Raw genomic sequence first — 22,911 nt, forward strand, 5'->3', positions numbered from 1 at the left:
TGGAATATAGGATTAATCTGGCGTTTTCAGGCGGCCGGGTGTCCTGGAACGCTGCCATCGCGTAACCGCGCAGTTTGGTCACCTCTGTTGAAGATCGCCTAGTATATACGTCATGGCACTCAGGCTGACGCTGATCCCTTGGGGTGGGCCGGCAAAATCTCGAACCCGTTAGTGGCGGATTTGAAGTTGTTGTATCGGGTGATTAACAAAAAACAGTTCATTTAAAGGCCGCGCGGCGTATTTTGTTCATATAATGGTTTGAAAAAGGAGGCTGAGGCCTCTTATGTATTAGCAGCGAACATAGCAATGAGCTAATATTCCCGATCAGGAATATTTTCGTTTGAGCCGAAAGTTTAGACGAAAAAATTACCGATCGGTAACATTTTCTCTATAATTCGCGTTTTAAAAGGTAATATTACCGATCGGGAATAATATGACTACAGAATTAACTGCTGAGGCAATCGGAAATCTGGTGAAAAATACGCGTAAAAATCTGGGAATCAACCAAAAAGACTTAGCACTCAGCGCCGGAACCGGCCTACGGTTTATTATCGATCTCGAAGGAGGGAAACCAACATGCCAATTGGGTAAAGTGCTGACTGTTTTAAAGACACTCGGCATTACGGCTCAATTGATTCCACCACTTTCATAATAAGCGCTTCTAATGACTGGAACACTTAACGTATACCTGTATACAATTTTAATAGGTCATTTAACGCAAGACGAGCACGGTCAGACATTGTTTGAATACACACGCGAATGGCTTGCGAACGCAAACGCCATACCGCTCTCGTTGAGTTTGCCATTGCAAGAGGGAAAATTCGGGGAAAAACAATGCAAACCGTTTTTTGCCGGCGTGTTACCCGATATCGCTAAACGTAAACTTATTGCACAAAATCTAGGCATAAGCACAAACAACGACTTTGCCATGTTGGCACAAATTGGTGGTGAATGTGCCGGTGCAGTTACATTTACGATGAAGGATGCAGCGTTGGCTTCCGCAGAAGACTACAAGCCGCTATCTACAGCAGCATTAGAGAAAATTCTGATGGATTTGCCCCGACGTCCGCTTATGGCCGGTGAAAATGGTGTGAGGCTTTCGTTGGCAGGTGCACAAGATAAAATTGCTATCTATAAAATGGACGACGACTTTTTTCTTCCGTTAGAGAACGCACCTAGTTCGCATATCATTAAACCGGACATCGAACAATATAAAGGAATTGCCTTCAACGAGGCATTTTGTATGACCCTTGCTGCCCGCATAGGCCTTCCCGTAGCAAATGTCGAAGTAAAAAAAGCTGGTGAGATTGATTACTTACTCATCGAACGCTATGACCGAACTAAGGAAATAGACGTACTTAGCCAATTACGTCGGATTCACCAAGAAGACTTTTGTCAGGCCATGGGAATCGTTGCGGAAAGAAAGTATCAGATTGAGGGGGGACCATCAATAAAGGACTGCTTTGAGTTAGTCAGAAAAGTTTCGAGTATACCGGTATTGGATTTGAATCATTTACTCGATGCCATAATTTTTAATTTTTTGATCGGAAACCATGACGCTCATGGCAAGAATTTCTCACTACTATATCGGATGCCAAATGCTGCGACGCCCTCACCTGGAAAAGTACGCCTGGCACCTTTATACGACTTGATTTGCACATATGTGTATCCCGATCTAAGTAAAAGAATGGCCATGAATATTGGCAAAGCACATGAACTCGACGAAGTCGATCCACGACAATTCGAAAGGCTGGCCGACGATATTCAGTTCACGAAATCCCTAGTTAAAAAAAAGGTGACAGATCAGGCGAAGAAAGTATTAGAACATCTTGACCTGATCGAGTTACATCACCCCATTATAAGCGAAGTTCGACAATTCATTAGCAATCACTGTGATAATGTATTGAGACGATTCTCAGCTTAAAGTAAAGTACCTGGCTATCCACAGATCTATTCCTTATTCTCGGGAAACGCTATCCATCTCGATTATGTTAACTATCAGCTTTATTTTATAATACCTAGAGATGTTTTGAGTCTCTTTAATAGGCCATCACTCTACATCTACGGATATATACAGTTAAATCAATGCAAGTATAAAATATTACGTCTACTGAATATTTAATTCATTTTCACAAATACTCTAAATATTCATTATCTTACATCAGTAGTTCTTTGAAGGAATGGATTTCTGCTAAGTGGATACTCAAAATGTTAACGCGCAAATTGCGCCACCCAGTTGGGTTCGGAAGGCCGGACAACTGCTCATCACAGGAGCAGAAGAATAGGGGTGTGAACAAACGAAGACCGATTATGAGTTAAGTAAAGCAGGTGTTTGCATCGGAGCAGGGCATAAGCCCGCTTTACTTGATGATCAAACAAGATCCAAGTCTTGATGAACTCACACGAGTAATCAAGCGACTCCTACGGGAGAACCGGTTTTCGTTTTCGAAAGAAGAGAAAATCGCCTTAAATGAGTGTTTAAATCTCATACGGCGAACTGGGAACATTGAAAGCAAGGAAATTGCTCATCGTAGCAAGGGACTTGCTGTGAAAATCCTAGTCAATTTTTTTAGAGTCCTGTTAAGGATTTTGATGGAATTGAACACTTCTGACGACACCCCTATTTAATGATTCAATGGAATAATGAGGAACTATATCTTTACAACGTTAGGGCCAACAAAGCAAAGCTGGGTTCATTTTCTAGCTACTGAACCGAATATTATCACCTTACTAACGACAAATATCCGGTGCTATTCTTAAAAGTATCTTTCCATCAATAAAAACTTTCCACGAAAATGATAAGAAACATTAAGCACTTGAAATATACCTTAAAGGTTTCTGAATCAGCTCTGTATGATGTCATCAACAATATTGATGATTACTATTACCGAAAAGAAGAAATAAAATATTCAGCCGACGGAACGCCAAAACTGAGAAATGGTTTTTATAAGGTACGAGTACTCTATCCAAGCACTGGACTTTTAAAGGTAGTTCAGTCAAAAATCCTCGTCCGTATTTTACAAAAACTACCTAGCCGAAGCTATGTTCATGGTTCAACCAAAGGTCGTAGTAATATTACCAATGCCAAATCGCATCAAGGAAATAAGTACTTCTTTACAACGGATATCAGTGGTTTTTTCCCTTACATAAGTCACAAGATGGTGTATGGCATGTTTTTATCAAATGGTTTTACAAATGAGACTGCGAGTATTTTAACTAAATTGACCACATACAAAGGGCAGCTTCCGCAGGGCGCTCCAACTTCCCCAATGGTTGCTAACCTTGTTATGATAAAGACAGGTGATAAAATTGCAAAATTGGCGGCGACCAACAATCTCACCTTTACTAGTTACATGGATGACATCACCTTATCTTCCGGAAAGTGTTTCAAAGAAAAAATACCACTTATCATCGATTTACTAAACAGTAACGGATATAAAATTGCTCATAGCAAAACTCGTTATCGGACTAAGTTTCCTGTGGTTACAGGTGTTGTTGTCAAGAACAATTATCTGGACTTACCTATTGCGTACAAAGACTCAGTAAATGACTCGTCAAAGTCAAAAGCTCAAGCAGATGGACTACGAGCTTACATTGATTTAGTATTACGATCGTAATTCCCGTATTAGCGTTAGACGAGCTTCGGTTAGTGCAGGGGATTAGCTGACGCTGATCCCGTCGAAGGTTGGGCCTCAATCAAATCAATGCCCGTTCGCTGGCGCTCACCCCCATTTTTGTTCCAGGAAGGCCTCGCTCGAGTGAGACACTCGGACTCGACCTCCCTAAAACAAAAATGCCCTCCTTCGTCGGGGGGCATTGATTTGATTGGCGGGGAGGACCGGTGAAATCTCGAACCTTTTGGTGGAGGATTTGAGGTTGTTGTATCGAATAAATGCTAGAGGCAATGAGGTTTGGCAGGGTCGGAGCGCAGATTGCTATGAAAATTATTACTAATTAGGCGAAACATCCCCAAACACCGGAAAGTGTCGTTCTCATTGCGCCGGATAGGGCAAGAATTATAGCGCCTGTTTATTTTTTCTCATCATCTGCATACGAATATTCAAATGTCGCTAAGTCCAGATCGACTCGGTATATTTTCGCGGATTTATTAGCCGATGTGTTAACGGCATGATTAACAACCCCACCAACTATTCCACCAAATGCCATTGGAGCGCCAACGCCTACAACTGCCTTTTTTACCACATCACCATTTGAAATCGGTCTCCCAAGCGAATTGAAATAGAGTTTACGTTGATCATCACAGTATGCTCGTAGGTAAATATCATTATTTGCCTCGTCCTTTCCATCGAGGATATAAATAGCTTTATCTTTTACAATGGCAAACGCTTGGTCAATTTTATAGTCAGGTGATTTTATCTCAGCACAACGAATAAACAGAGAGTCCCGAGAAGGCATTTCCCATCTTGTTAAATGAGCCGGGTTATTGAGATACAAATCCTTGGGGCTGAAATAAATTCCATCTTTCGCATTTGTCCAGTCCAGCACTTGTAAACGTTTGGCTGTCTTCCTGCTGAACAAGGAATCGCTCGGCACATCCCATTTTGATATTTGCCCTACTTTGCCAACCTCCAGATCGAATTGCTCAAATCCCCTTTTTAACGCCTCCGAGAATGTCATATTTATTCCTTTGGCCGCACTAAAAACCGCGGCCATATTTTCTGTCCAACTAACATATTGCTGATACACGAGACTACAGACCCCATTATTTACTGAATAGTAATCCAATGCTATCGTCACCGTCTGAGGTTCCTGCCTTGACCCGAGCACCATGTACCTTAATGAGACTTGATTGATAACTACAACAAATTTTGAATTCGAATTAAAGATGTCAGGTCTCGAATGAAGAAAAGAATTAAGGTGGTGCTCAAGTGTGTCATTGATAACATACTCTTTGCCATATCCCCGTCTGATATAACCTATGGGCTTTGATGGGTCGAGTCGCGCGTCTATAAATTTCGAAATTCCAAAATTGTATTTCACTCCTTTGAAATTCTCCTCGCGAATCAAGCATGAGTGATTTTTTGCATTGGCTATAATTAGTGGGACTTGCAATACAAGCAAAAAAAGAAACCTTTGAATCATATGAGATTGTTTTAAAACGTTGGCCAAGAGGTCAAAATTTAATTGTTTTAAATTCGTAGTCCAATAGCGTCCCGAAAAATGGCTGCTAACACCGCTATATCTGAAACTGATAACAAACGGTGCACATTCACGACACACGCACACCTAGTACAAAAAACGCAGCCACATTCAATATCGAACTGCCTTATTTTCAGATTATTGCGCTATTATCCTATCAATTTCTTTCGGGCCGTCTGGAAATGAAACATCACGATCACCCTTTCCAGTGGCATACAAGCTATCTACCTTCTGATCGATACGTAAGAATGACTCCTCACCAAATTTATCCTGAATACTGTGGCCCATGACCCTGTTGTAGCACATACCTTCGCCTGTTATCGCGTCGCCTACCCCTTTAACAGACTTTTATTTCGGACTCGAATTGGCGCAACGTCTGCATAATGCAACTCTTTTGAAAGGTATCGAGAACGCTGGCCTCTTCTGAAGACGTGTTTATGCTCTGAAAGCATTGACATAGTTTATCAGTGATTCTATCCTCCAATGACTGAGCTAAAGAGCCGGTGCTCAAACAGCCAAGAATCAAATTGAATAAAACTGGAATGAATCGCATTTTACCACGGTGACCGCTGCCCTGAAACAATCCTATCAGCAGCATTTGGATGTCAAAATAGTCAATTTGATTTCAAGCACATAAAGTTCGAACCATGTCCAAGAACCCGGGTCAAATCACTCCCGGAATAATGCAATGTTTAATACAGGGTCTAATTACAGTAGACTTGACTGTTTATAGGCTGGTAATTAATGATTGTTTCAAGTGATGTAAGACTAGGTTCGATGTCCACTTCACTACCCACAAAAAAGCCTGCAAACTGTTAAAATTTGCAGGCTTTGTTTATGCGGAGAGACAGGGATTCGAACCCTGGATACCCTTTGGGGGTATACACACTTTCCAGGCGTGCTCCTTCAACCACTCGGACATCTCTCCTTTTGTTGAACGGGGTGCAAAGAAATCAATATTTCCGGCGTTTTCCAAGGTCAGGCCGTTAATTCTCCGGCCAGGGATAGCCCCACCAGTTCACGGGCACGGTCGGGGCCGTACTCGCCGATCAGCAGCATCAATTTGGTTACGGCCGCCTCGGTGGTCATATCGGCACCGCCGATTACACCGATCTGTTGCAGCTTTTTGCTCGTTTCGTAACGCCCCTGCAGTACCCGGCCACCCGGGCATTGTGAGATGTTGAGGATGATTACGCCGTTTTCAATCGCCCGCTTCAGCTCTTCCGTCAGCCAGGGCAGCGTGGGCGCATTGCCGGAACCATAGGTTTCCATGACCACAGCCTTCAGGCCGGGAATGCTCAAAATAGCATGCACGATCTCCTGGCTGATGCCCGGGAACAACTTCAGAATGGAAATATTCGTTTCAAACGACTTGCGCAACGTCAGCGACGACGACGGCACAACGGCCATGGCCGAGAAGTTGTAGTCTATCTTTACGCCGGCTTTGGCCAGCGGCGGGTAGTTACCCGAGTTGAACGCATCGAACTGCATGCTTTCAACCTTCTTGGACCGGTTGCCGCGCAGCAGCACATAGTCAAAATAAATGCAGACCTCGTTTACCAGCGGCTCACCGTTGCGACGGGCCGAGGCAATGTCGAGCGAAGTAATGAGATTTTCGCGGGCGTCAGACCGGGGCTCTGAAATCGGCAGCTGGGCGCCGGTAAAGATCACCGGCTTGTGCAGGCCTTCCAACATAAAGCTAAGGGCCGAGGCCGTAAAGGCCATCGTGTCGGTGCCGTGCAGCACCACGAAGCCGTCGTGCTGGTCGTAGTTGTCTTTAATTACCTCGCCGATCACTTGCCAGTGGCCCGGGTTGATGTTGGACGAGTCGATCGGCATCTCAAACGATACGACCGTGATCTCGAGCGACAGATTTTTGAGTGTCGGCAGATGTTCGAGAATGGAAGCAAAATCAAAGGGAATCAGCACGCCGTCTTTGTCGTAGGTCATACCGAACGTCCCCCCGGTATAAATGATCAATATCCGGGAACGCGCCTTCTCCGGCAAGGCAGCGTTGATGCTTATCTTTTTTAAATTCATGGGCGGTGGTGTATGCTGGTTGTTTGGTTGTTTGCGTCTCGGCCTGTCAGGCGGGGTGGAAAAGCTTCAGCGCATTGGCTGTCGTGGCGGCCTGTAGTTGCTCCACCGGTATCTTCATAATCTCCGACATGCGGTGCGCCACCAGCGGTATATACGACGGCTCGTTGCGCTTACCCCGGTATGGCACCGGGGCCAGGTAAGGACAATCGGTCTCTAACACGAGGTGCTCCAGCCCGACAGTGGGCAGCACGGCATCGAGGCCCCCGTTCTTATAGGTAGCAACGCCACCGATGCCTAATAGGAACCCCATTCTGGTGACGCGCTCGGCCTGGGCCGCGTCGCCAGAAAAGCAATGAAATATACCGGTCAGCTTGCCGTCGGCGAGGCCCTCTACAAGTTCGATTGTCTCGTCGACACTTTCACGGCAGTGAATGATGATGGGTAGGTTATATTTTTTAGCCCAGTTCACCTGGATGGTGAAGGCCTCTTTTTGTTGCTCCCAAAAAGTCTTGTCCCAATGCAGGTCGGTACCGATCTCGCCTACAGCAACAAACTTGCGCTTGGCGAGCCACTCCTCCACAATGTACAGCTCACGCTCAAAGTCCTTCTTTACATAACAAGGGTGCAGCCCCATCATGGAGAGACAGCGGCCTCCCGACCGGCTTTCCAATTCAAGCATATCGTCTATGGACGTGTGATCGATGTTGGGCATATACACCCGGCCGATCTTTGCTTCTTCACAACGCGCCAGCACGTCGGTACGGTCCGGGGCGAAGGCTTTGGCATAGAGGTGTGCGTGGGTATCTATATAATAATCCATGGTATACTACGGGTGGAAAATGTGGGCTGATCTAAATATCGACGTGGTAAACATCCTGCTGGTTACGGGCGATGTCTTGTACGTGGAAACCGCCGGGCTGCGGTACCTCCTCCACCAGGTCGAACATCGTACACGCCTTGGGCAGGGCCGAAAAGATAAGCAGGAAGTTGTACGTGCCAACGCGCGGGATGGCCGTCCACATCGGGGCATAGGAAATATTTTCGGCATGCACCAGGCTGGAACGGGACCCCGTGTCGCGGTCCACCAGGTAAGTGGTCCGCCAGATGCGGATCAGCATCTCCTCCGACTCGTTCTCAAAATAGCAATGCACGTATACGTACGAATCCTCCAGCGTCTCGGGCGCGATGGCCGCCAGGATTTCTGTATCGACGGCGGGGCTGGGCTTTACTGGTACCTCCGGCACGGCCGCCGACCTGACAAATGGGTTGTTTACGGTACTCGCCATACTTACAAATCCAACAAATTTCGCATTATTTCCCGGAAATCTCTACTTTCGCTCGCATTATCCTATTCTAACTGTATGAGCAAACTCGTCATTGGCAGCTTCCAGGAATTCGAACAACACATCGGAAAAGACCTGGGCTACTCAGACTATCTGAAGATCACCCAGGAGCAGATCAATAAATTTGCGGAAGCTACCCTCGACCATCAATGGATCCATACCGACCCCGTGCGGGCGGCAGAAGGCCCGTTCAAAAAACCGATCGCCCATGGCTACCTGGCCCTGTCGATCATCCCCTACCTGTGGGATCAAATCGCCGAGATCAACAACGTCAAAATGCTGGTGAACTACGGCATCGAAAAGTTGAAGTTCGCCCAGCCGGTCGTCGTCGACAACGAAGTACGCCTGAAAGTAACACTCGAGTCGCTTGCCGACCTGCGCGGCATTACCAAAGCCCAGCTGCTGGCTACCCTCGAGATCAAAGACAATCCGAAGCCGGCCTTTACGGCGTCGATCATCTTCCTGTACCACTTCAAATAGCCTACTGACTTGAACGTCAATCTCGCTTCGCTTCTTACAGTTACCAATGTACTGATCGGCCTGACCGTTATCGTGACCTTCTACGCGTTCGAACGGCCCGACTTTCTGAACAAGCTTATCATGAACCCGTACCGCGTCAAACACCGGCGCGAGTACTACCGGTTCATCACCTCGGGGTTTATTCACCTCGACCACATACACATTATCTTCAACATGTTTTCCCTGTACTTTTTTGGTACAGCCATGGAAAGTGTGTTTTTGGCTGTATTCGGACCACTCGGCTATGTATACTTCGTGGCATTATACCTCCTCGGTATAGTTGTATCCGACATCCCCACATTCTTTAAAAATCAGGACAACCCGAGGTATAATGCCTTGGGTGCTTCGGGTGGTGTAGCATCGGTGATCTTTGCATTCGTGATTTTTCTGCCGTTAGAAAAAATCTGCATTTACTTCGCGTTCTGCTTCCCGGGTTTTATCATGGGCACCGCATACCTGGTGTTTTCCTGGTACCAGGGTAAGAAGGCAAAAGACAACATCAATCACGATGCCCACCTCTACGGTGCCTTGTTCGGTATGGTCTTTTGCATTGTGCTGCACCCGCGCGTGGTGCCCGACTTCATCGAGCAGCTCAAGGGTTGGCGGATGTTCGACTAGTCCGCCATAAAAAAATGCCGTACCCTTAAGGGTCTCCCCGACAATGGTTGTCTTGGTAACAAGTTTCTGTATGAACCGTACGTGAACATTGTGCGAAGCGAACAGCTGTCAGCCTGCATATGACCCAAAATAGGTGACATCGTTTCGGCACACAGGGGCTGTTTTTTATGGGGTACCACGTGTTTTCCATACAAATTCAGCCAAAAGAGCGAACTTTTAGTACCCGTTTCGTTGTAATACAGAATTCAGTCCCCCGAAACCGAAATCCGATGGCCCATTATACTCACTCTTCCATGACCCTCACCGACACGATCATTCCTGTCTATAATCTCATGACCTGCTCCGGTGGTACCAACTTTGGCGTCTCCCGGTGCGAGCCGGATGATGACTTTTCTGACTTCCAGGAGCCGCACCGGAACGAAGGGTATTCACTCATCTTACTGACAAGAGGCGCGATCGAGAAGTTCATCGACTTCGAAAAGTATTATATCGAAGCACCGGCACTGATCTCCATGAGTCCCGAGCAAGTGCATCAGTATGTCAAGTCCTACGATGCCGAACTGCTGTTCATCTCCTTTAATAGAGAATTCCTGATGGGCGAAGTGCAGGGATGGATGGCGTGCTGGGAATGTATGTTTGGTCACGTAATTCAGGACCTGGATGCGTCGACCATGGAAGAGCTGCTCGTCTATGCGCGCCTGATGGAAGAGGAATTTGCTGCGAACAAACCACAGAGAGATAGTCTGATCCGAAATCTTCTAAATGCCTTTATTATCTGTTGCGCACGTTTGCAGAGCATCAGTGTGCCCGTGATGCAGATGGATTCCACACAGAATAAACTGGTGCGTCAATTCAAATATCAGGTCGATACACACTTTCGTGAGAAGACAATGGTGGCCGAGTACGCCGACATGTTGTATGTAACGCCCGGCCATCTTAACGAAGTGATCAAAACAACCGTGGGCAAGACAGCCAAACGGGTAATCGATGAGAAGCGTTTGACGGAAGCCAAACGTTTGTTATTCTGGGGGAACTACTCCATGAAGGAGATTGCCTGGCAGCTAAAGTTTGAAGACGATTCGTATTTCAATCGATTCTTTAAAAAACACACGGGCCATACGCCATATCTATACCAACGCACGATCCGCGAAAAGTACAATTAATGCCATGATTAGGTAAATGTTTGCTAGCATGAAGTGTAATACTTTTGCTTCATGATCAACCTGGCAAGAATGCACAATAATCTACTACCGATAAAACCTTCCACAGAGGTTTTACGTGTAAGTCAGGTTATGTTGATCCACCACGCATTCCCGTGTCGCCCGCATACGGCCGATCCGAAAGCGTAGTATACCCTGCGCGTTATGCTCTCCGCGCCGGTTGCTCTGCTACACCGGCCTGCATGACCTCCGGCCACCCCGCCGGCACATTGCCAGCTTGTCTCGAACCTGAAACCACATTGATACATATTTAAAAGAAGGAAGTATGAAACGTTTATTGAACCCACTTGCAACCACCGGAGTCACTATGCTCGGGAGCATGGCACTCGTCGCCATATTAAACAGCTGTACATCGTCGTCGGGCAACGACGGTGGCATGATGCAAATGCCGCCCCCCACCCTGCCCGTGTTGACTGTCGCCAACGTAGCCACGACTACACACCGTGAGTATGCCGCCACGCTCGAAGGCAAGGTGAACGTCGAGATCCGTCCGCAGGTAGCAGGCTACCTGGAGACAATCTTTATAGACGAAGGCCAATACGTTAAAGCCGGTCAGCCGTTGTTCCGCATCAACGACCGCCCCTACCGCGAGCAGGTAGCCAACACCACGGCATCGCTGAAGGCTGCACAAGCCAACGAGTCGAAAGCCCAACTGGAAGTTGACCGCCTGACGCCACTGGTGAAAAACAACGTCATCTCGGAAATCCAACTGCAGACGGCACAAGCCAGCCTCGAGTCGGCCAAAGCGAGCGTGGCCCAGGCCCGCGCCCAGATGGGCAATGCCGAGATCAACGCCGGCTACGCGCTGATCAAAGCACCGGTGAGCGGTTACATTGGTCACATCCCCTACAAACTCGGCAGCCTCGTGGGCCGTGGCGAAGACCTGCCGCTGACTGTCCTGTCGGATGTAAAGGATATCTATGCTTACTTCTCGCTGAGCGAAGTTGACTTCCTGCAGTTCAAAGAGCAGGTGCCGGGCGCCACGCTGGAAGAGAAGCTAAAGAACCTGCCGCCCGTCAACCTGATCCTGGCCGACAACACCGTATATCCTGAAAAGGGTGTTGTGAGCACGGTCGAAGGTCAGTTTGACAAGACCATGGGTGCTATCACCTTCCGCGCGACGTTCCCCAATGCTGCCGGTCTGCTCCGCTCGGGTAACACCGGCCGCGTAAGCATCCCACGCAACCATGCGCAAGCACTGGTCGTACCGCAGGAGGCAACGTTCGAGCTACAGGACAAGGTGCTGGTGTTTGTCGTATCCGACAGCAACAAGGTGGCCAGCCGCCCAATCCGTATCAAAGACCAAAGCGCTACGTACTACTTTGTAGACGAAGGGCTGAAGCCGGGCGAAAAGATTGTGTACTCGGGCCTGAGCCGTCTGCGCGACGGTGCTCAGATCGTACCGCAGCTCATCACACTCGACAGTCTGCTGAAAACAAAACCTATTTAATCACACCGTTATACCCTGCCGGCCAACCGGCCGCTTAGCGGGCCTGCTTCTCATCGAAGCAGGCCCGGCAGGACCTATACGTACCTTTTAATAACGCTTCTTATGTTAAAGACATTTATCGAACGACCGGTACTGGCAACGGTCATCTCAATCATACTCGTGCTGCTGGGGGTGCTCTCGCTGCTTCAGCTGCCGGTGACCCAGTTCCCCGACATCGCCCCGCCCAGCATTCAGGTGCAGGCAAACTACCCCGGCGCCAACGCAGAAGTGGTGGCCCGTTCCGTCGCCACGCCCATTGAAGAAGCCGTAAACGGCGTCGAGGACATGACCTACATGACCTCCACGTCCAACAACGACGGCACCATGGCGCTGACGGTATACTTCAAACTCGGCACGAACCCTGACCTGGCCGCTGTAAACGTGCAAAGCCGCGTGTCCAAGGCTACCAGCCTGCTGCCCGCAGAAGTAGTCCAAGCCGGTATCAACACGCAAAAGCAACAGAACAGCATGATCATGGTGGCCAACCTCATGAGCGACAACCCGCTGTACGACGAAACATTCTTGCAGAACTACGCCAAGATCAACTTCATTCCCCAGATCCAACGGGTGAACGGCGTCGGTCAGGCCATGGTGTTCGGCTCGAAGGATTATTCCATGCGCATCTGGCTGAAGCCCGACCGCCTGGCGTCATACGGCCTGTCCGTACAAGAAGTGCTGGCCGCAGTACGCGAACAAAACCTCGAGGCCGCTCCCGGCCGGTTGGGTGAGAACAGCCATGAGGCATTTGAATATGTGATCAAATACCGTGGCAAGTTCAACAAAGACTCGCAGTATGGTGACATCATTCTGCGCGCCAATGAAGATGGTTCCGTTTTGCGTCTGCGCGACGTGGCACGCATTGAGCTGGGCTCGTTCTCCTATAACCAAAACACGACCGTCAACGGCAAGCAAGGTATCGGTCTGGCGATCTTCCAGACGGCCGGCTCAAATGCCAACGACATTCAAACCGAAGTAAACGCATTGCTGGAAAAAGCGAAAGCCGACCTTCCGCAAGGCGTACAGGTGTTTACGATCTATAGCACCAAGGAATACCTGGACGAATCGATTAAACAGGTTACAACTACTCTTCTCGAGGCGTTCGTCCTCGTATTCCTTGTTGTATTTATATTCCTGCAAGACTTCCGCTCGACACTCATTCCGGCCATTGCGGTGCCGGTAGCGATCATCGGTACATTCTTCTTCATGCAGTTGTTTGGTTTTACCATCAACCTGCTGACGCTGTTCGCCCTCGTACTCGCCATTGGTATCGTGGTGGACGACGCGATTGTGGTAGTAGAAGCCGTGCACGCAAAACTCCAAACCACCAAGCTCCATCCACGCGCCGCCACACTGCAATCCATGACAGAGATTTCCGGTGCGATCGTCTCTATTACCCTGGTAATGTCCGCGGTGTTTATACCGGTAGGCTTTATGCAAGGCCCGGCGGGTGTATTCTATCGTCAGTTCGCCTTTACGCTTGCCATCGCCATTATCATCTCGGCGGTAAATGCCTTGACGCTTAGCCCGGCATTGTGCGCATTGTTCTTAAAGCCACATGTTGACCATGACGACCAGGGGCATGCAAGCCTGCCGCTTCACAAGCGTTTCTTCCAGGCTTTTAATACCAGCTTCAACGCGATGACTGAAAAGTATATTCGCAGCCTGAGCTTCCTGAACCGTCGTAAATGGATCCCGCTCGGTGGCATTGCCATCGTTACACTGGCGAGCGTCTGGATGCTGATCTCGACTCCCACCGGTTTTATCCCGAACGAAGACCAAAGCTTCTTCGTATTCTCCATCACCATGCCTCCCGGCTCGTCGTTGGAACGTACGCGGGAAGTGGTGAACAAGGTCGAACAAATCATGAAAGACCTCGACGCCACCAACCACTACCTCTCGGTGGCAGGCCTTAACATCATTACGAACTCCATCAGCTCGAACTATGCGGTGGGCTTTGTAAAGATGAAGCCCCACAAAGATCGCGGGGAAGTCAAAGACATCAACGCCATCATGGGCATCGTGAACCAGAAGCTCGGCGCCATCAACGAAGCCAACATCTTTACCTTCATGATGCCGACCGTACCGGGCTTTAGCAACCTCTCGGGCTTTGAGCTGATCTTGCAAGACCGCACCGGCGGCTCGCTGCATACCCTGAACGAAACGGCGCAAGGCCTGATCGGCGAGCTGATGAAGCGCCCCGAAATTGCCTTTGCCTTTACAACGTTCAACACCGCCAACCCGCAGTTCATGCTGAACATTGACGAGAAAAAAGCCAAGCAGCTCGGCGTCTCGGTCAATGACGCGTTGCAAACGCTGCAAGTATACTACGGCAGTACGTTCGCGTCGGACTTTAACCGCTTTGGTAAATTCTACCGCGTGATTATGCAGGCCGATACCGAGTTTCGCGACGATCCTGCGTCACTTAAAGGCATGTTTGTAAAGAACTCCTTTGGCGAGATGGTGCCGCTAAGCACCATCATCAGACTGGAACGTGTGTATGGTCCTGAAACCGTAACGCGTAACAACCTGTTCAACGCTGTTACCATCAACGGCGTGCCGAAGCCGGGCTATAGCTCGGGCGATGCCATCAAGGCCGTAGAAGAAGTGACCGCACAGTACCTGCCCCGTGGCTTCGGTTACGAGTGGGCCGGTATGACCAAAGAAGAGATCGCCTCCGGCGGACAAGCCGGCTTTATCTTCGCCTTGTGTCTCATCTTCGTATACTTCCTGCTCGCCGCACAGTATGAAAGCTATATCCTGCCCCTGTCGGTTATCCTGTCGATACCGTTGGGTATATTCGGTGTGTTCCTGTTCATTCGCCTGTTCGGCATCGAAAACAACATCTATGTACAGGTAGGGCTTATCATGCTCATTGGTCTGTTGGCGAAGAACGCCATCCTGATCGTGGAGTATGCCGTACAACGTCGACGCGCAGGCATGGACCTGGTGGCCGCGGCGCTGGAAGCAGCACGTCTGCGTCTGCGCCCGATCCTCATGACCTCGTTTGCCTTTATCGTAGGGCTGCTGCCGCTGATGCGCGCTACCGGTGCTTCCGCATTGGGTAACCGCTCGATCAGCACAGGTGCTGCCGGCGGTATGTTAACGGGAGTGATCCTCGGCATCTTTGCCGTACCGGTACTCTTCGTCATTTTCCAATACATCCAGGAGCGCGTTTCGGGCAAGAGCCCTGAAGCCTCTGCCGTAGAACCGACCTCAACGCTATAATCTTTCCGCACATGCGCAGAAATAAATATCTATCGACAAGTATATCCTTCGGACTGGCAGTAGCCCTTTTAGCGGGCTGCTCTGCCGGGAAGAACTATAAACGTCCTGAACTAAACGCACCGACCCAGTATGGCACAGGTGCCAGCGACAGCAGCGCCGCGCTGCTGTCATGGAAGGTGTTCTTTCAAGACCCGACCCTGGTTGGCCTGATCGACAAGGCGCTGGTCAGCAACTTCGACATGCAGTTGGCCATCCAGCGATTGGAGGCTTCACACGCCTTAGCAAAGCAGGCAAAGCTAGCCTGGCTTCCATCGCTCAACGCACAAGGCACTGTATCGACCAACAATCCATCGAACAATAGCTTCACCGGTATACAATTGGGCTCCGTTCCTCCGCCCATCGGTCCCCTCCATCACCTCGAAGATTATACCCTCGGCGGTACGCTGTCATGGGAGATCGACGTGTGGGGTAAGATCCGCCGCCAACGGGAAGCTGCCGTGGCAACTTACCTGCAGAGCTTCGAAGCACGCCGTGCCGTGCAGACCGGATTGGTTGCCTCAGTGGCCAACAACTACTACAACCTGGTCATGCTCGACGCACAGTTGGAGATCGCCACACGCAATGCCAACCTCAGTGACAGCATCGTGCAAATGATTCGCCTGCAAAAAACCGCAGGTGAAGTCACGGAGCTGGCGGTACAACAGGCCTTGTCACAACAGCAAACCGCCGCACTTCTCGTGCCGCAGCTGGAGCAGGCCATCACACTACAGGAAAACGCACTGCGTTTATTACTCGGCGACTGGCCGGGTGCCGTCACCCGCGGCACAGCACTCGACAGCCTGCTGTCACAAGATTCGCTGGCCACCGGTGTACCCGCAGATTTGCTGCGCCTGCGTCCCGATGTACGCTCAAGCGAGCTGGCACTGGTAGCAGCCAATGCGCGCGTGGGAGCAGCCCAGGGTGCCATGTACCCAGCCTTGAGTATTACCGCGACGGGCGGGCTAAACGCATTCGAGGCTTCTAACTGGTTTAAGACGCCCGCTTCGCTGTTCGGTATACTCGCCGGTAACCTCACGCAGCCGATCTTCCAAAAACGCCAACTCCGCACGCAGCTCGATGTTGCCCGTACCGAACGTGAGCAGCGGGCAATTGAATTCCGTCGCTCGGTTATGCAAGGTGTTCACGAGGTTACCAACGCCCTGGTAAAAATTGATAAGCTACAAACACAACAGACTGTAGCCGATGACCGTGTCGAAACACTCGACCAGGCCGTGCAGAATGCCCAACTACTGTTCCGCAGCGGCATGGCCAACTACCTGGAAGTTGTAACCGCACAAAGCCGAGCGCTGCAGGCCGAGCTTGAAAAAGCTACCATTACACGCCAACATCTCAGCGCACAAGTCGAGCTATACCAATCCCTCGGCGGCGGCTGGCAATAAGAGACTTTCTTCTATGTATTTTTTTGTGTTGGGTCTTCCCGGTTCGCCGGGAAGATTTTTTTTTGGTGGCTATCCATTCCAAAATGATTGACACGACATCAAACCAAATACACAACACCATGACAATCAGATTATTATAAAATAAAAAAGGCCCTTTAGGGGCCTTAGTTGACGTCAAAATGTCATTTTTTATATAATTTCTTTCGTCTTCATTCTCGTCATGATTTACTTTAAACTAAGCAAAAACCCTGAGACGGCAAAAGCAATTCTCTGTGTCCCATTGTCAATTTCCCCTCTGTTTTATTTAACGTATGAAACTCCTTAACAGTTTTACTAACAATGTTTGCGTCAGAGGCTACCGGGAATAATGTCTTATAAAGATAGTAAATGACTTGTATTCACAAACTTGTGAGATAGGATAAAATATACCGACTTTGAGGTTTTCATATCTAAGCAAGAATGGCCACGCCGGTCTATTTCTTTACTGTAATAACCGTATCCGTAATAGGCTCATACGTCGCATAGCAAGCCTTATTTCCAAACGTACTAAAGGAATATAAGGCAATCTCCTTTTCTGTTACCAATTCTTTGGGAATCATGTGCGGATATACCTTGCTCAGGGCGTGTGCTACAATCAGGAAGTGAACGTTGTTAATAGCAATCAGGTCGTCCTCGTCCGCGGAACATTCGACATGCAGCAACTCAATAGAATCCGCATGAATTCGCGCCGTGACTTTATACCCCAGATCGCCGGTCCAACTCCGCGTGAAGTAAAATATATCATCATAGATATAGATATCCCATTTCACATCCATGGAGTCAGCTTTGAAGACAATCCCTTCCAACGCTGCACCATTGTGCGGGTACTTCAAATTGACAGAAACTGTTTTTGAGTTCGGAACAGACATACCTTTGTATTCTTCGCCCAGCGAGCCGCGCAACGCACTGTACGTATCTGCAATTTCCTTTTTAGAAGTGGTCGCAATCATCGATAATGTAAACGACCGGATATCCAGAATCCGCTTGTTAAAAGGATTTTCCGCTCCCACCTCATACCATTTGAAACTGTACTCCGTTTCTGGTTTCTGATGCGCTTCGGATTCCTTTGTTTCATTCCGTTTCTTCTTGAAAAAGCCAAACATCGTTTTGAGATTTATACGTTTTGTCAAGCACAATATCGGGAATTCTGTACAAGTAGATGCTTTCCTAACTCTTGTTAGTACAATCGCTCACTTCTGCGTATTTTCGTGTCTAACAATCGATTTTTCATGCGTTCTGACACGATTACAGCCAGTAAAACTGAAAAAAAAGAGCCTGTTGCAGCGGGCCACACGGTTCAGGAACCCTACAAGCCGCAGCATAAAGTGCGGATTGTCACAGCGGCCAGTCTTTTTGACGGCCACGATGCGGCGATCAACATCATGCGGCGGATCATCCAGACCACCGGCTGCGAAGTAATTCACCTGGGGCACGACCGCAGCGTGGAAGAAGTGGTGAACACCGCCATTCAGGAAGATGCACATGCCATTGCCATGACCAGCTACCAGGGTGGGCATACGGAATACTTTAAATACATGTATGACCTCTTACAAGAGAAGGGCGCAAGCCACATCCGCATCTTCGGCGGCGGTGGCGGCGTGATCCTGCCGGAAGAGATCCGCGAGCTGATGGACTATGGCATCACCCGCATCTACACACCCGACGACGGCCGCGCCATGGGCCTGCAAGGCATGATCAACGACCTCGTTGAAAAGAGCGACTACCCTACTGGCGAATCCATCTCCAACGACATCTCGCAGCTAACGACCTCCGACCACCCCGCACTGGCGCGGTTGATCTCTGCCGCCGAAAACTTCTACGACAAACACCAGGACGTTTTCAAAAAGGTAAACGAAAAGGCCGCCACATCCACAGCCCCCGTATTGGGCATCACCGGCACCGGTGGCGCTGGCAAATCATCGATGGTAGACGAGATCGTACGCCGCTTCCTGATCGACTTTAAAGACAAGACGCTCGGCATCATTTCCGTCGATCCTTCCAAACGCAAAACGGGCGGCGCACTCTTAGGCGATCGCATCCGGATGAACGCCATCAACAACCCGCGCGTATTCATGCGCTCGCTGGCGACACGCCAAAGCAACCTGGCGTTGTCCGCCTATGTGAAAGAAGCCATACAATCGCTCAAAGCAGCAGGCTTTGACCTCATTATACTGGAGACCTCCGGCATTGGCCAAAGCGACACCGAGATACTTGACCACAGCGACGTGTCACTCTATATCATGACACCCGAGTACGGCGCCGCCACGCAGTTGGAAAAGATCGACATGCTCGACTTTGCCGACGTCATTGCACTGAACAAGTTCGACAAACGCGGCGCGCTCGACGCCCTGCGCGATGTCAAGAAACAATATCAACGCAACCACCAGCTGTGGAACAGCCCTGCAGAAGGCATGCCCGTGTTCGGCACCATCGCCTCGCAATTCAACGACCCCGGCACGAACCAGCTCTATAAGCACGTGATGGATACCATCGCTGAAAAGACCGGAGCACCCCTGCAATCATCGTTCGAGATCACTCGCGAGATGTCGGAGAAAATCTTTGTTATCCCGCCACACCGCACCCGCTACCTGAGCGAAATCTCCGAAAACAACCGCAGCTACGACAGCTGGGTAAAAAGCCAGGCAACCATCGCACAGAAGTTATACGCCCTGCGTACGTCGATGGACACCGTGCGCGAGCTGGCCCCCGAAGACAAAGACCGCCTGATAAAAGGCCTGGAAGAACAATTTGAAAAGCTCAGGCTGGACCTCGATCCGCGCAACTGGAAGCTGCTCGAAAACTGGCCCGCGCGCGTAGCCCAGTATAAAGGCCCGCTGTTTAAATTCAAAGTGCGCGACAAAGAGATCGGCATCAAGACACACGCAGAATCTTTATCGCAGGTGCAGATCCCAAAAGTTGCGCTGCCGCGCTACGAAGCCTGGGGCGATCTGCTGCAATGGAATCTGCAAGAGAACGTGCCCGGCGAGTTTCCGTATACCGCCGGTATATATCCCTTCAAACGCGAAGGTGAAGACCCTACCCGTATGTTCGCCGGCGAAGGCGGCCCGGAGCGTACCAACCGCCGCTTCCACTACGTGAGCATGGCAATGCCCGCCAAACGACTGTCGACGGCATTCGACTCGGTAACACTCTACGGCAACGACCCCGACTACCGCCCCGACATCTACGGCAAGATCGGCAACTCGGGCGTCAGCATCTGCTGCCTGGACGACGCCAAAAAACTCTATAGCGGCTTTAACCTCGCCGATCCTAAAACATCGGTATCGATGACCATTAACGGTCCCGCACCGATGCTGCTGGGCTATTTCATGAACGCCGCCATCGACCAGCAATGTGAAGTATATATCAAACAGAATGGCCTGGAGGAAGAGGTAAAACAAAAGATCGCCGCCCTCTATAAGAACCATTCCGGCAAACAACCTGCCTACCAGGGGCCACTGCCGAAAGGCAACGACGGCCTTGGCCTGATGCTGCTGGGCGTAACCGGCGACCAGGTACTGCCGGCCGATGTTTACCAAAAGATCAAAGCCGAAACACTCGCGCAAGTGCGCGGCACGGTACAAGCCGACATTCTCAAAGAAGACCAGGCACAAAACACCTGTATCTTCTCGACGGAGTTTGCGCTGCGCCTCATGGGCGACGTACAGCAGTATTTCATCGACCAGAACGTACGCAACTTCTACTCCGTATCGATCTCCGGCTACCACATCGCAGAAGCCGGCGCCAACCCCATCACACAGCTGGCCTTCACCCTCGCCAATGGTTTTACATACGTGGAGTACTACCTCAGCCGCGGCATGGATATCGACGACTTCGCCCCGAACCTGTCGTTCTTCTTCAGCAATGGCGTCGACCCCGAGTATGCCGTCATCGGACGTGTAGCCCGCCGGCTGTGGGCCAAGGCGCTTAAGAATAAATATGGCGCCAATGCCCGCGCGCAGATGTTGAAGTATCACATCCAAACCTCCGGCCGCTCACTGCACGCCCAGGAGATCGACTTCAACGACATCCGCACCACGCTGCAGGCATTGTATGCCATTTACGACAACTGCAACTCCCTGCATACAAACGCCTACGACGAAGCCATCACCACGCCGACGGAAGAAAGCGTGCGCCGCGCCATGGCCATCCAGCTCATCATCAACAAAGAGCTGGGCCTGGCCAAGAACGAAAACCCCCTGCAAGGTTCGTTCATTATCGAAGAGCTGACCGACCTGGTCGAGGAAGCCGTACTCACAGAATTCGACCGCATTACCGAACGCGGCGGCGTGCTGGGCGCCATGGAGACGATGTATCAACGCGGTAAAATTCAGGAAGAGAGCTTGCACTACGAGATGTTGAAACACACGGGCGAGTTCCCGATCATTGGTGTAAATACTTTCTTAAGCTCGAAAGGGTCGCCAACCGTAATTCCGCGGGAAGTAATTCGCGCCACGGCGGAAGAGAAAGAATATCAGATCAACATGCTGCGCAACCTCCACAGTGTGCATGAGCAACGTGTAACAGAACAGCTGGCGCGTGTGCAGGCGGCGGCGGTACAAAATCAAAACATCTTCGAAATGCTGATGGACGCTTGTAAAGTTTGCTCGCTGGGGCAGATTACGAAGGCGCTTTTTGAAGTCGGCGGGCAGTACCGTCGGAATATGTAAACGTAATACCTAAACCGAGAAATACTTTTCTCCGCCGCATCCGTAAGGGTGCGGCGTTTTTTTTGCGTGCGTGCGAAAAAAAATGTCGAAAAATGTTCCGCGAAATGGCCGGACGGTTCCTGTTTGCCACACCCTTTTCCCACGGATATCCTATACATGTCCTACGGATGTTCTACCTGGGGTCCCCGGAAGTAAGGACATCCGTAGGACATGTATAGGACATCTATGGGACATCTATGGGGGAAACTGGAAGTATCCCGGGAAATGACGGTGCCCGTCAGGGAATTCTAAGATAAGCTTGGGGATCGTGGAAAGAAGCAGCGGGAAGCGCTGGGGGCGTGCTATTCTTTCGTAGAATAGCAATACTCTTTCAAATAGTCGACGGCGTCGTCAAAACCGGCGTTGAAGGCCTTCGTCAGGGTGCTACATCCTTCCCTCAACTGGTCATTTTGAACCAGTGCCACGCCCTTGTAGAACAACAACGTAATATTGCCTGGTTCCTGTTTCAATCCTGCTTCAATATATTTCAGCGCCAGACCATACGCCTCCTGGTCAATACACATCGAACCGGCAAACAGGTACGTTTGTACGTACGCGGGATCCTTCGCAATAACCTGATCAAAGACGATCTTCGCGCTGTCCGGACGTTGTTCGTACATATACGTCAAACCGAGATAAGCATGTACTTCGGGATCGTCTTGAAGACGAAGCATTTTTTGAATGGAAGTGCGCGCCTCCGCATAACGACCCGCTTCTATCAATATTGATGTACGCCAACGGTCGATGGCTGGATCACCGCGACGGCCCGCGGCAAACTCGTCCAGGTCCTTCAGGAGCAGGTCAAATTTTTCCAGGCCCTGGTATACATACATCCGGAGCAGTTTACCCTGACTGTCGGTAGGGTATTTACCGAGGTATTGATTCACGTCGGTTAATGCTGCGTCGAATTGCCCGGCGCTGTAATACGCATAAGCCCGCTTGTGCAGCACGATGTAGTCGGACTCGTCCGCGTAGCTGGACTTTTGCAAGATTTTGCTGTATAGTGCTATCGCGCCGTCAAAGTCTTCGCGTGCGGCGAGGGTGTCCGCTTCTGTTTCCAGCGCGGTGCGGCCTTGCTGTTGGGCAACGGCAAAAAAAGAACTCATTACC

The 22,911-nt window shown here is 50.0% G+C and carries 16 protein-coding genes and 1 tRNA gene; 10 read left to right on the top strand and 7 right to left on the bottom strand.

The features are described from left to right. Positions 1-433 precede the first annotated feature (433 nt). The 3 genes from K7P01_RS01825 to K7P01_RS01835 all read left to right on the top strand — a co-directional run bounded on the left by K7P01_RS01825 (position 434) and on the right by K7P01_RS01835 (position 3,617). Complete coding sequence (locus K7P01_RS01825) at positions 434-652, top strand: type II toxin-antitoxin system Y4mF family antitoxin (protein ID WP_267289237.1); 219 nt, start codon at positions 434-436, stop codon at positions 650-652. Positions 653-664: 12 nt separating this feature from the next. Beyond that, positions 665-1,924 (top strand): type II toxin-antitoxin system HipA family toxin, encoded by a 1,260-nt coding sequence (locus tag K7P01_RS01830; RefSeq protein ID WP_267289239.1) that lies wholly within the window; start codon positions 665-667, stop codon positions 1,922-1,924. Between the two features lie 871 nt (positions 1,925-2,795). After that, on the top strand, positions 2,796-3,617 hold the full coding sequence (locus K7P01_RS01835; RefSeq protein WP_267289241.1) for a reverse transcriptase family protein: 822 nt from the start codon (positions 2,796-2,798) through the stop codon (positions 3,615-3,617). A gap of 412 nt (positions 3,618-4,029) precedes the next feature. Here the strand turns inward: K7P01_RS01835 and K7P01_RS01840 are convergent, their stop codons facing one another. The 5 genes from K7P01_RS01840 to K7P01_RS01860 form a co-directional block, all read right to left on the bottom strand. Then, the gene (locus K7P01_RS01840; protein WP_267289243.1) at positions 4,030-5,103 is read right to left on the bottom strand and encodes a hypothetical protein; all 1,074 of its coding nucleotides are present in this window, start codon (positions 5,101-5,103) and stop codon (positions 4,030-4,032) included. Between the two features lie 897 nt (positions 5,104-6,000). After that, positions 6,001-6,088, bottom strand: a tRNA-Ser gene (locus K7P01_RS01845). Between the two features lie 50 nt (positions 6,089-6,138). Further along, positions 6,139-7,200, bottom strand: coding sequence for an asparaginase (locus K7P01_RS01850; RefSeq protein ID WP_267289245.1), 1,062 nt, complete (start codon positions 7,198-7,200; stop codon positions 6,139-6,141). 46 nt (positions 7,201-7,246) lie between these two features. Then, on the bottom strand, positions 7,247-8,020 hold the full coding sequence (locus K7P01_RS01855) for a TatD family hydrolase (protein ID WP_267289247.1): 774 nt from the start codon (positions 8,018-8,020) through the stop codon (positions 7,247-7,249). A 31-nt stretch (positions 8,021-8,051) separates the two neighbouring features. Next, entirely contained in the window at positions 8,052-8,486 is a 435-nt protein-coding gene (locus tag K7P01_RS01860; protein ID WP_267289249.1) for a hypothetical protein, read from the bottom strand. A 75-nt stretch (positions 8,487-8,561) separates the two neighbouring features. Here K7P01_RS01860 and K7P01_RS01865 point away from each other — a divergent pair, with 75 nt between their 5' ends. The 6 genes from K7P01_RS01865 to K7P01_RS01890 all read left to right on the top strand — a co-directional run bounded on the left by K7P01_RS01865 (position 8,562) and on the right by K7P01_RS01890 (position 17,053). Further along, entirely contained in the window at positions 8,562-9,023 is a 462-nt protein-coding gene (locus K7P01_RS01865; RefSeq protein ID WP_267289251.1) for a MaoC family dehydratase, read from the top strand. Between the two features lie 9 nt (positions 9,024-9,032). After that, positions 9,033-9,680 (top strand): rhomboid family intramembrane serine protease, encoded by a 648-nt coding sequence (locus K7P01_RS01870; protein ID WP_267289253.1) that lies wholly within the window; start codon positions 9,033-9,035, stop codon positions 9,678-9,680. 293 nt (positions 9,681-9,973) lie between these two features. Then, positions 9,974-10,843, top strand: a complete 870-nt coding sequence (locus K7P01_RS01875; protein ID WP_267289255.1) for a helix-turn-helix domain-containing protein — start codon at positions 9,974-9,976, stop codon at positions 10,841-10,843. A gap of 322 nt (positions 10,844-11,165) precedes the next feature. Continuing rightward, a complete protein-coding gene (locus K7P01_RS01880) occupies positions 11,166-12,350 on the top strand; it encodes an efflux RND transporter periplasmic adaptor subunit (RefSeq protein WP_267289257.1) in 1,185 nt (394 codons plus the stop codon). A gap of 102 nt (positions 12,351-12,452) precedes the next feature. Next, entirely contained in the window at positions 12,453-15,614 is a 3,162-nt protein-coding gene (locus tag K7P01_RS01885) for an efflux RND transporter permease subunit (RefSeq protein WP_267289259.1), read from the top strand. A gap of 11 nt (positions 15,615-15,625) precedes the next feature. Further along, positions 15,626-17,053 (top strand): efflux transporter outer membrane subunit, encoded by a 1,428-nt coding sequence (locus K7P01_RS01890; protein WP_267289261.1) that lies wholly within the window; start codon positions 15,626-15,628, stop codon positions 17,051-17,053. A gap of 473 nt (positions 17,054-17,526) precedes the next feature. On the opposite strand, the gene K7P01_RS01895 is transcribed toward K7P01_RS01890, so the two are convergent. Next, positions 17,527-18,195, bottom strand: a complete 669-nt coding sequence (locus K7P01_RS01895) for a hypothetical protein (protein ID WP_267289263.1) — start codon at positions 18,193-18,195, stop codon at positions 17,527-17,529. 126 nt (positions 18,196-18,321) lie between these two features. On the opposite strand from K7P01_RS01895, the gene K7P01_RS01900 reads away from it, so the two are divergent. Further along, the gene (locus K7P01_RS01900) at positions 18,322-21,762 is read left to right on the top strand and encodes a methylmalonyl-CoA mutase family protein (RefSeq protein WP_267289266.1); all 3,441 of its coding nucleotides are present in this window, start codon (positions 18,322-18,324) and stop codon (positions 21,760-21,762) included. A gap of 341 nt (positions 21,763-22,103) precedes the next feature. Here K7P01_RS01900 and K7P01_RS01905 read toward each other — a convergent pair whose 3' ends face one another. Beyond that, positions 22,104-22,907: a tetratricopeptide repeat protein gene (locus tag K7P01_RS01905; protein ID WP_267289268.1), complete on the bottom strand. Its 804-nt coding sequence runs from the start codon at positions 22,905-22,907 to the stop codon at positions 22,104-22,106. Positions 22,908-22,911: the final 4 nt, after the last annotated feature.

This window comes from Parachryseolinea silvisoli (genome assembly GCF_021190955.1).
Classification (GTDB): domain Bacteria; phylum Bacteroidota; class Bacteroidia; order Cytophagales; family Cyclobacteriaceae; genus Ohtaekwangia; species Ohtaekwangia silvisoli.

What these genes read in the sequence shown, in the direction of transcription:
- K7P01_RS01825 (WP_267289237.1), top strand. Translation starts at nt 434, where the DNA reads ATGACTACAGAATTAACTGCTGAGGCAATCGGAAATCTGGTGAAAAAT.
- K7P01_RS01830 (WP_267289239.1), top strand. Translation starts at nt 665, where the DNA reads ATGACTGGAACACTTAACGTATACCTGTATACAATTTTAATAGGTCAT.
- K7P01_RS01835 (WP_267289241.1), top strand. Translation starts at nt 2,796, where the DNA reads ATGATAAGAAACATTAAGCACTTGAAATATACCTTAAAGGTTTCTGAA.
- K7P01_RS01840 (WP_267289243.1), bottom strand. Translation starts at nt 5,103, where the DNA reads ATGATTCAAAGGTTTCTTTTTTTGCTTGTATTGCAAGTCCCACTAATT.
- K7P01_RS01850 (WP_267289245.1), bottom strand. Translation starts at nt 7,200, where the DNA reads ATGAATTTAAAAAAGATAAGCATCAACGCTGCCTTGCCGGAGAAGGCG.
- K7P01_RS01855 (WP_267289247.1), bottom strand. Translation starts at nt 8,020, where the DNA reads ATGGATTATTATATAGATACCCACGCACACCTCTATGCCAAAGCCTTC.
- K7P01_RS01860 (WP_267289249.1), bottom strand. Translation starts at nt 8,486, where the DNA reads ATGGCGAGTACCGTAAACAACCCATTTGTCAGGTCGGCGGCCGTGCCG.
- K7P01_RS01865 (WP_267289251.1), top strand. Translation starts at nt 8,562, where the DNA reads ATGAGCAAACTCGTCATTGGCAGCTTCCAGGAATTCGAACAACACATC.
- K7P01_RS01875 (WP_267289255.1), top strand. Translation starts at nt 9,974, where the DNA reads ATGACCCTCACCGACACGATCATTCCTGTCTATAATCTCATGACCTGC.
- K7P01_RS01880 (WP_267289257.1), top strand. Translation starts at nt 11,166, where the DNA reads ATGAAACGTTTATTGAACCCACTTGCAACCACCGGAGTCACTATGCTC.
- K7P01_RS01885 (WP_267289259.1), top strand. Translation starts at nt 12,453, where the DNA reads ATGTTAAAGACATTTATCGAACGACCGGTACTGGCAACGGTCATCTCA.
- K7P01_RS01890 (WP_267289261.1), top strand. Translation starts at nt 15,626, where the DNA reads ATGCGCAGAAATAAATATCTATCGACAAGTATATCCTTCGGACTGGCA.
- K7P01_RS01895 (WP_267289263.1), bottom strand. Translation starts at nt 18,195, where the DNA reads ATGTTTGGCTTTTTCAAGAAGAAACGGAATGAAACAAAGGAATCCGAA.
- K7P01_RS01900 (WP_267289266.1), top strand. Translation starts at nt 18,322, where the DNA reads ATGCGTTCTGACACGATTACAGCCAGTAAAACTGAAAAAAAAGAGCCT.
- K7P01_RS01905 (WP_267289268.1), bottom strand. Translation starts at nt 22,907, where the DNA reads ATGAGTTCTTTTTTTGCCGTTGCCCAACAGCAAGGCCGCACCGCGCTG.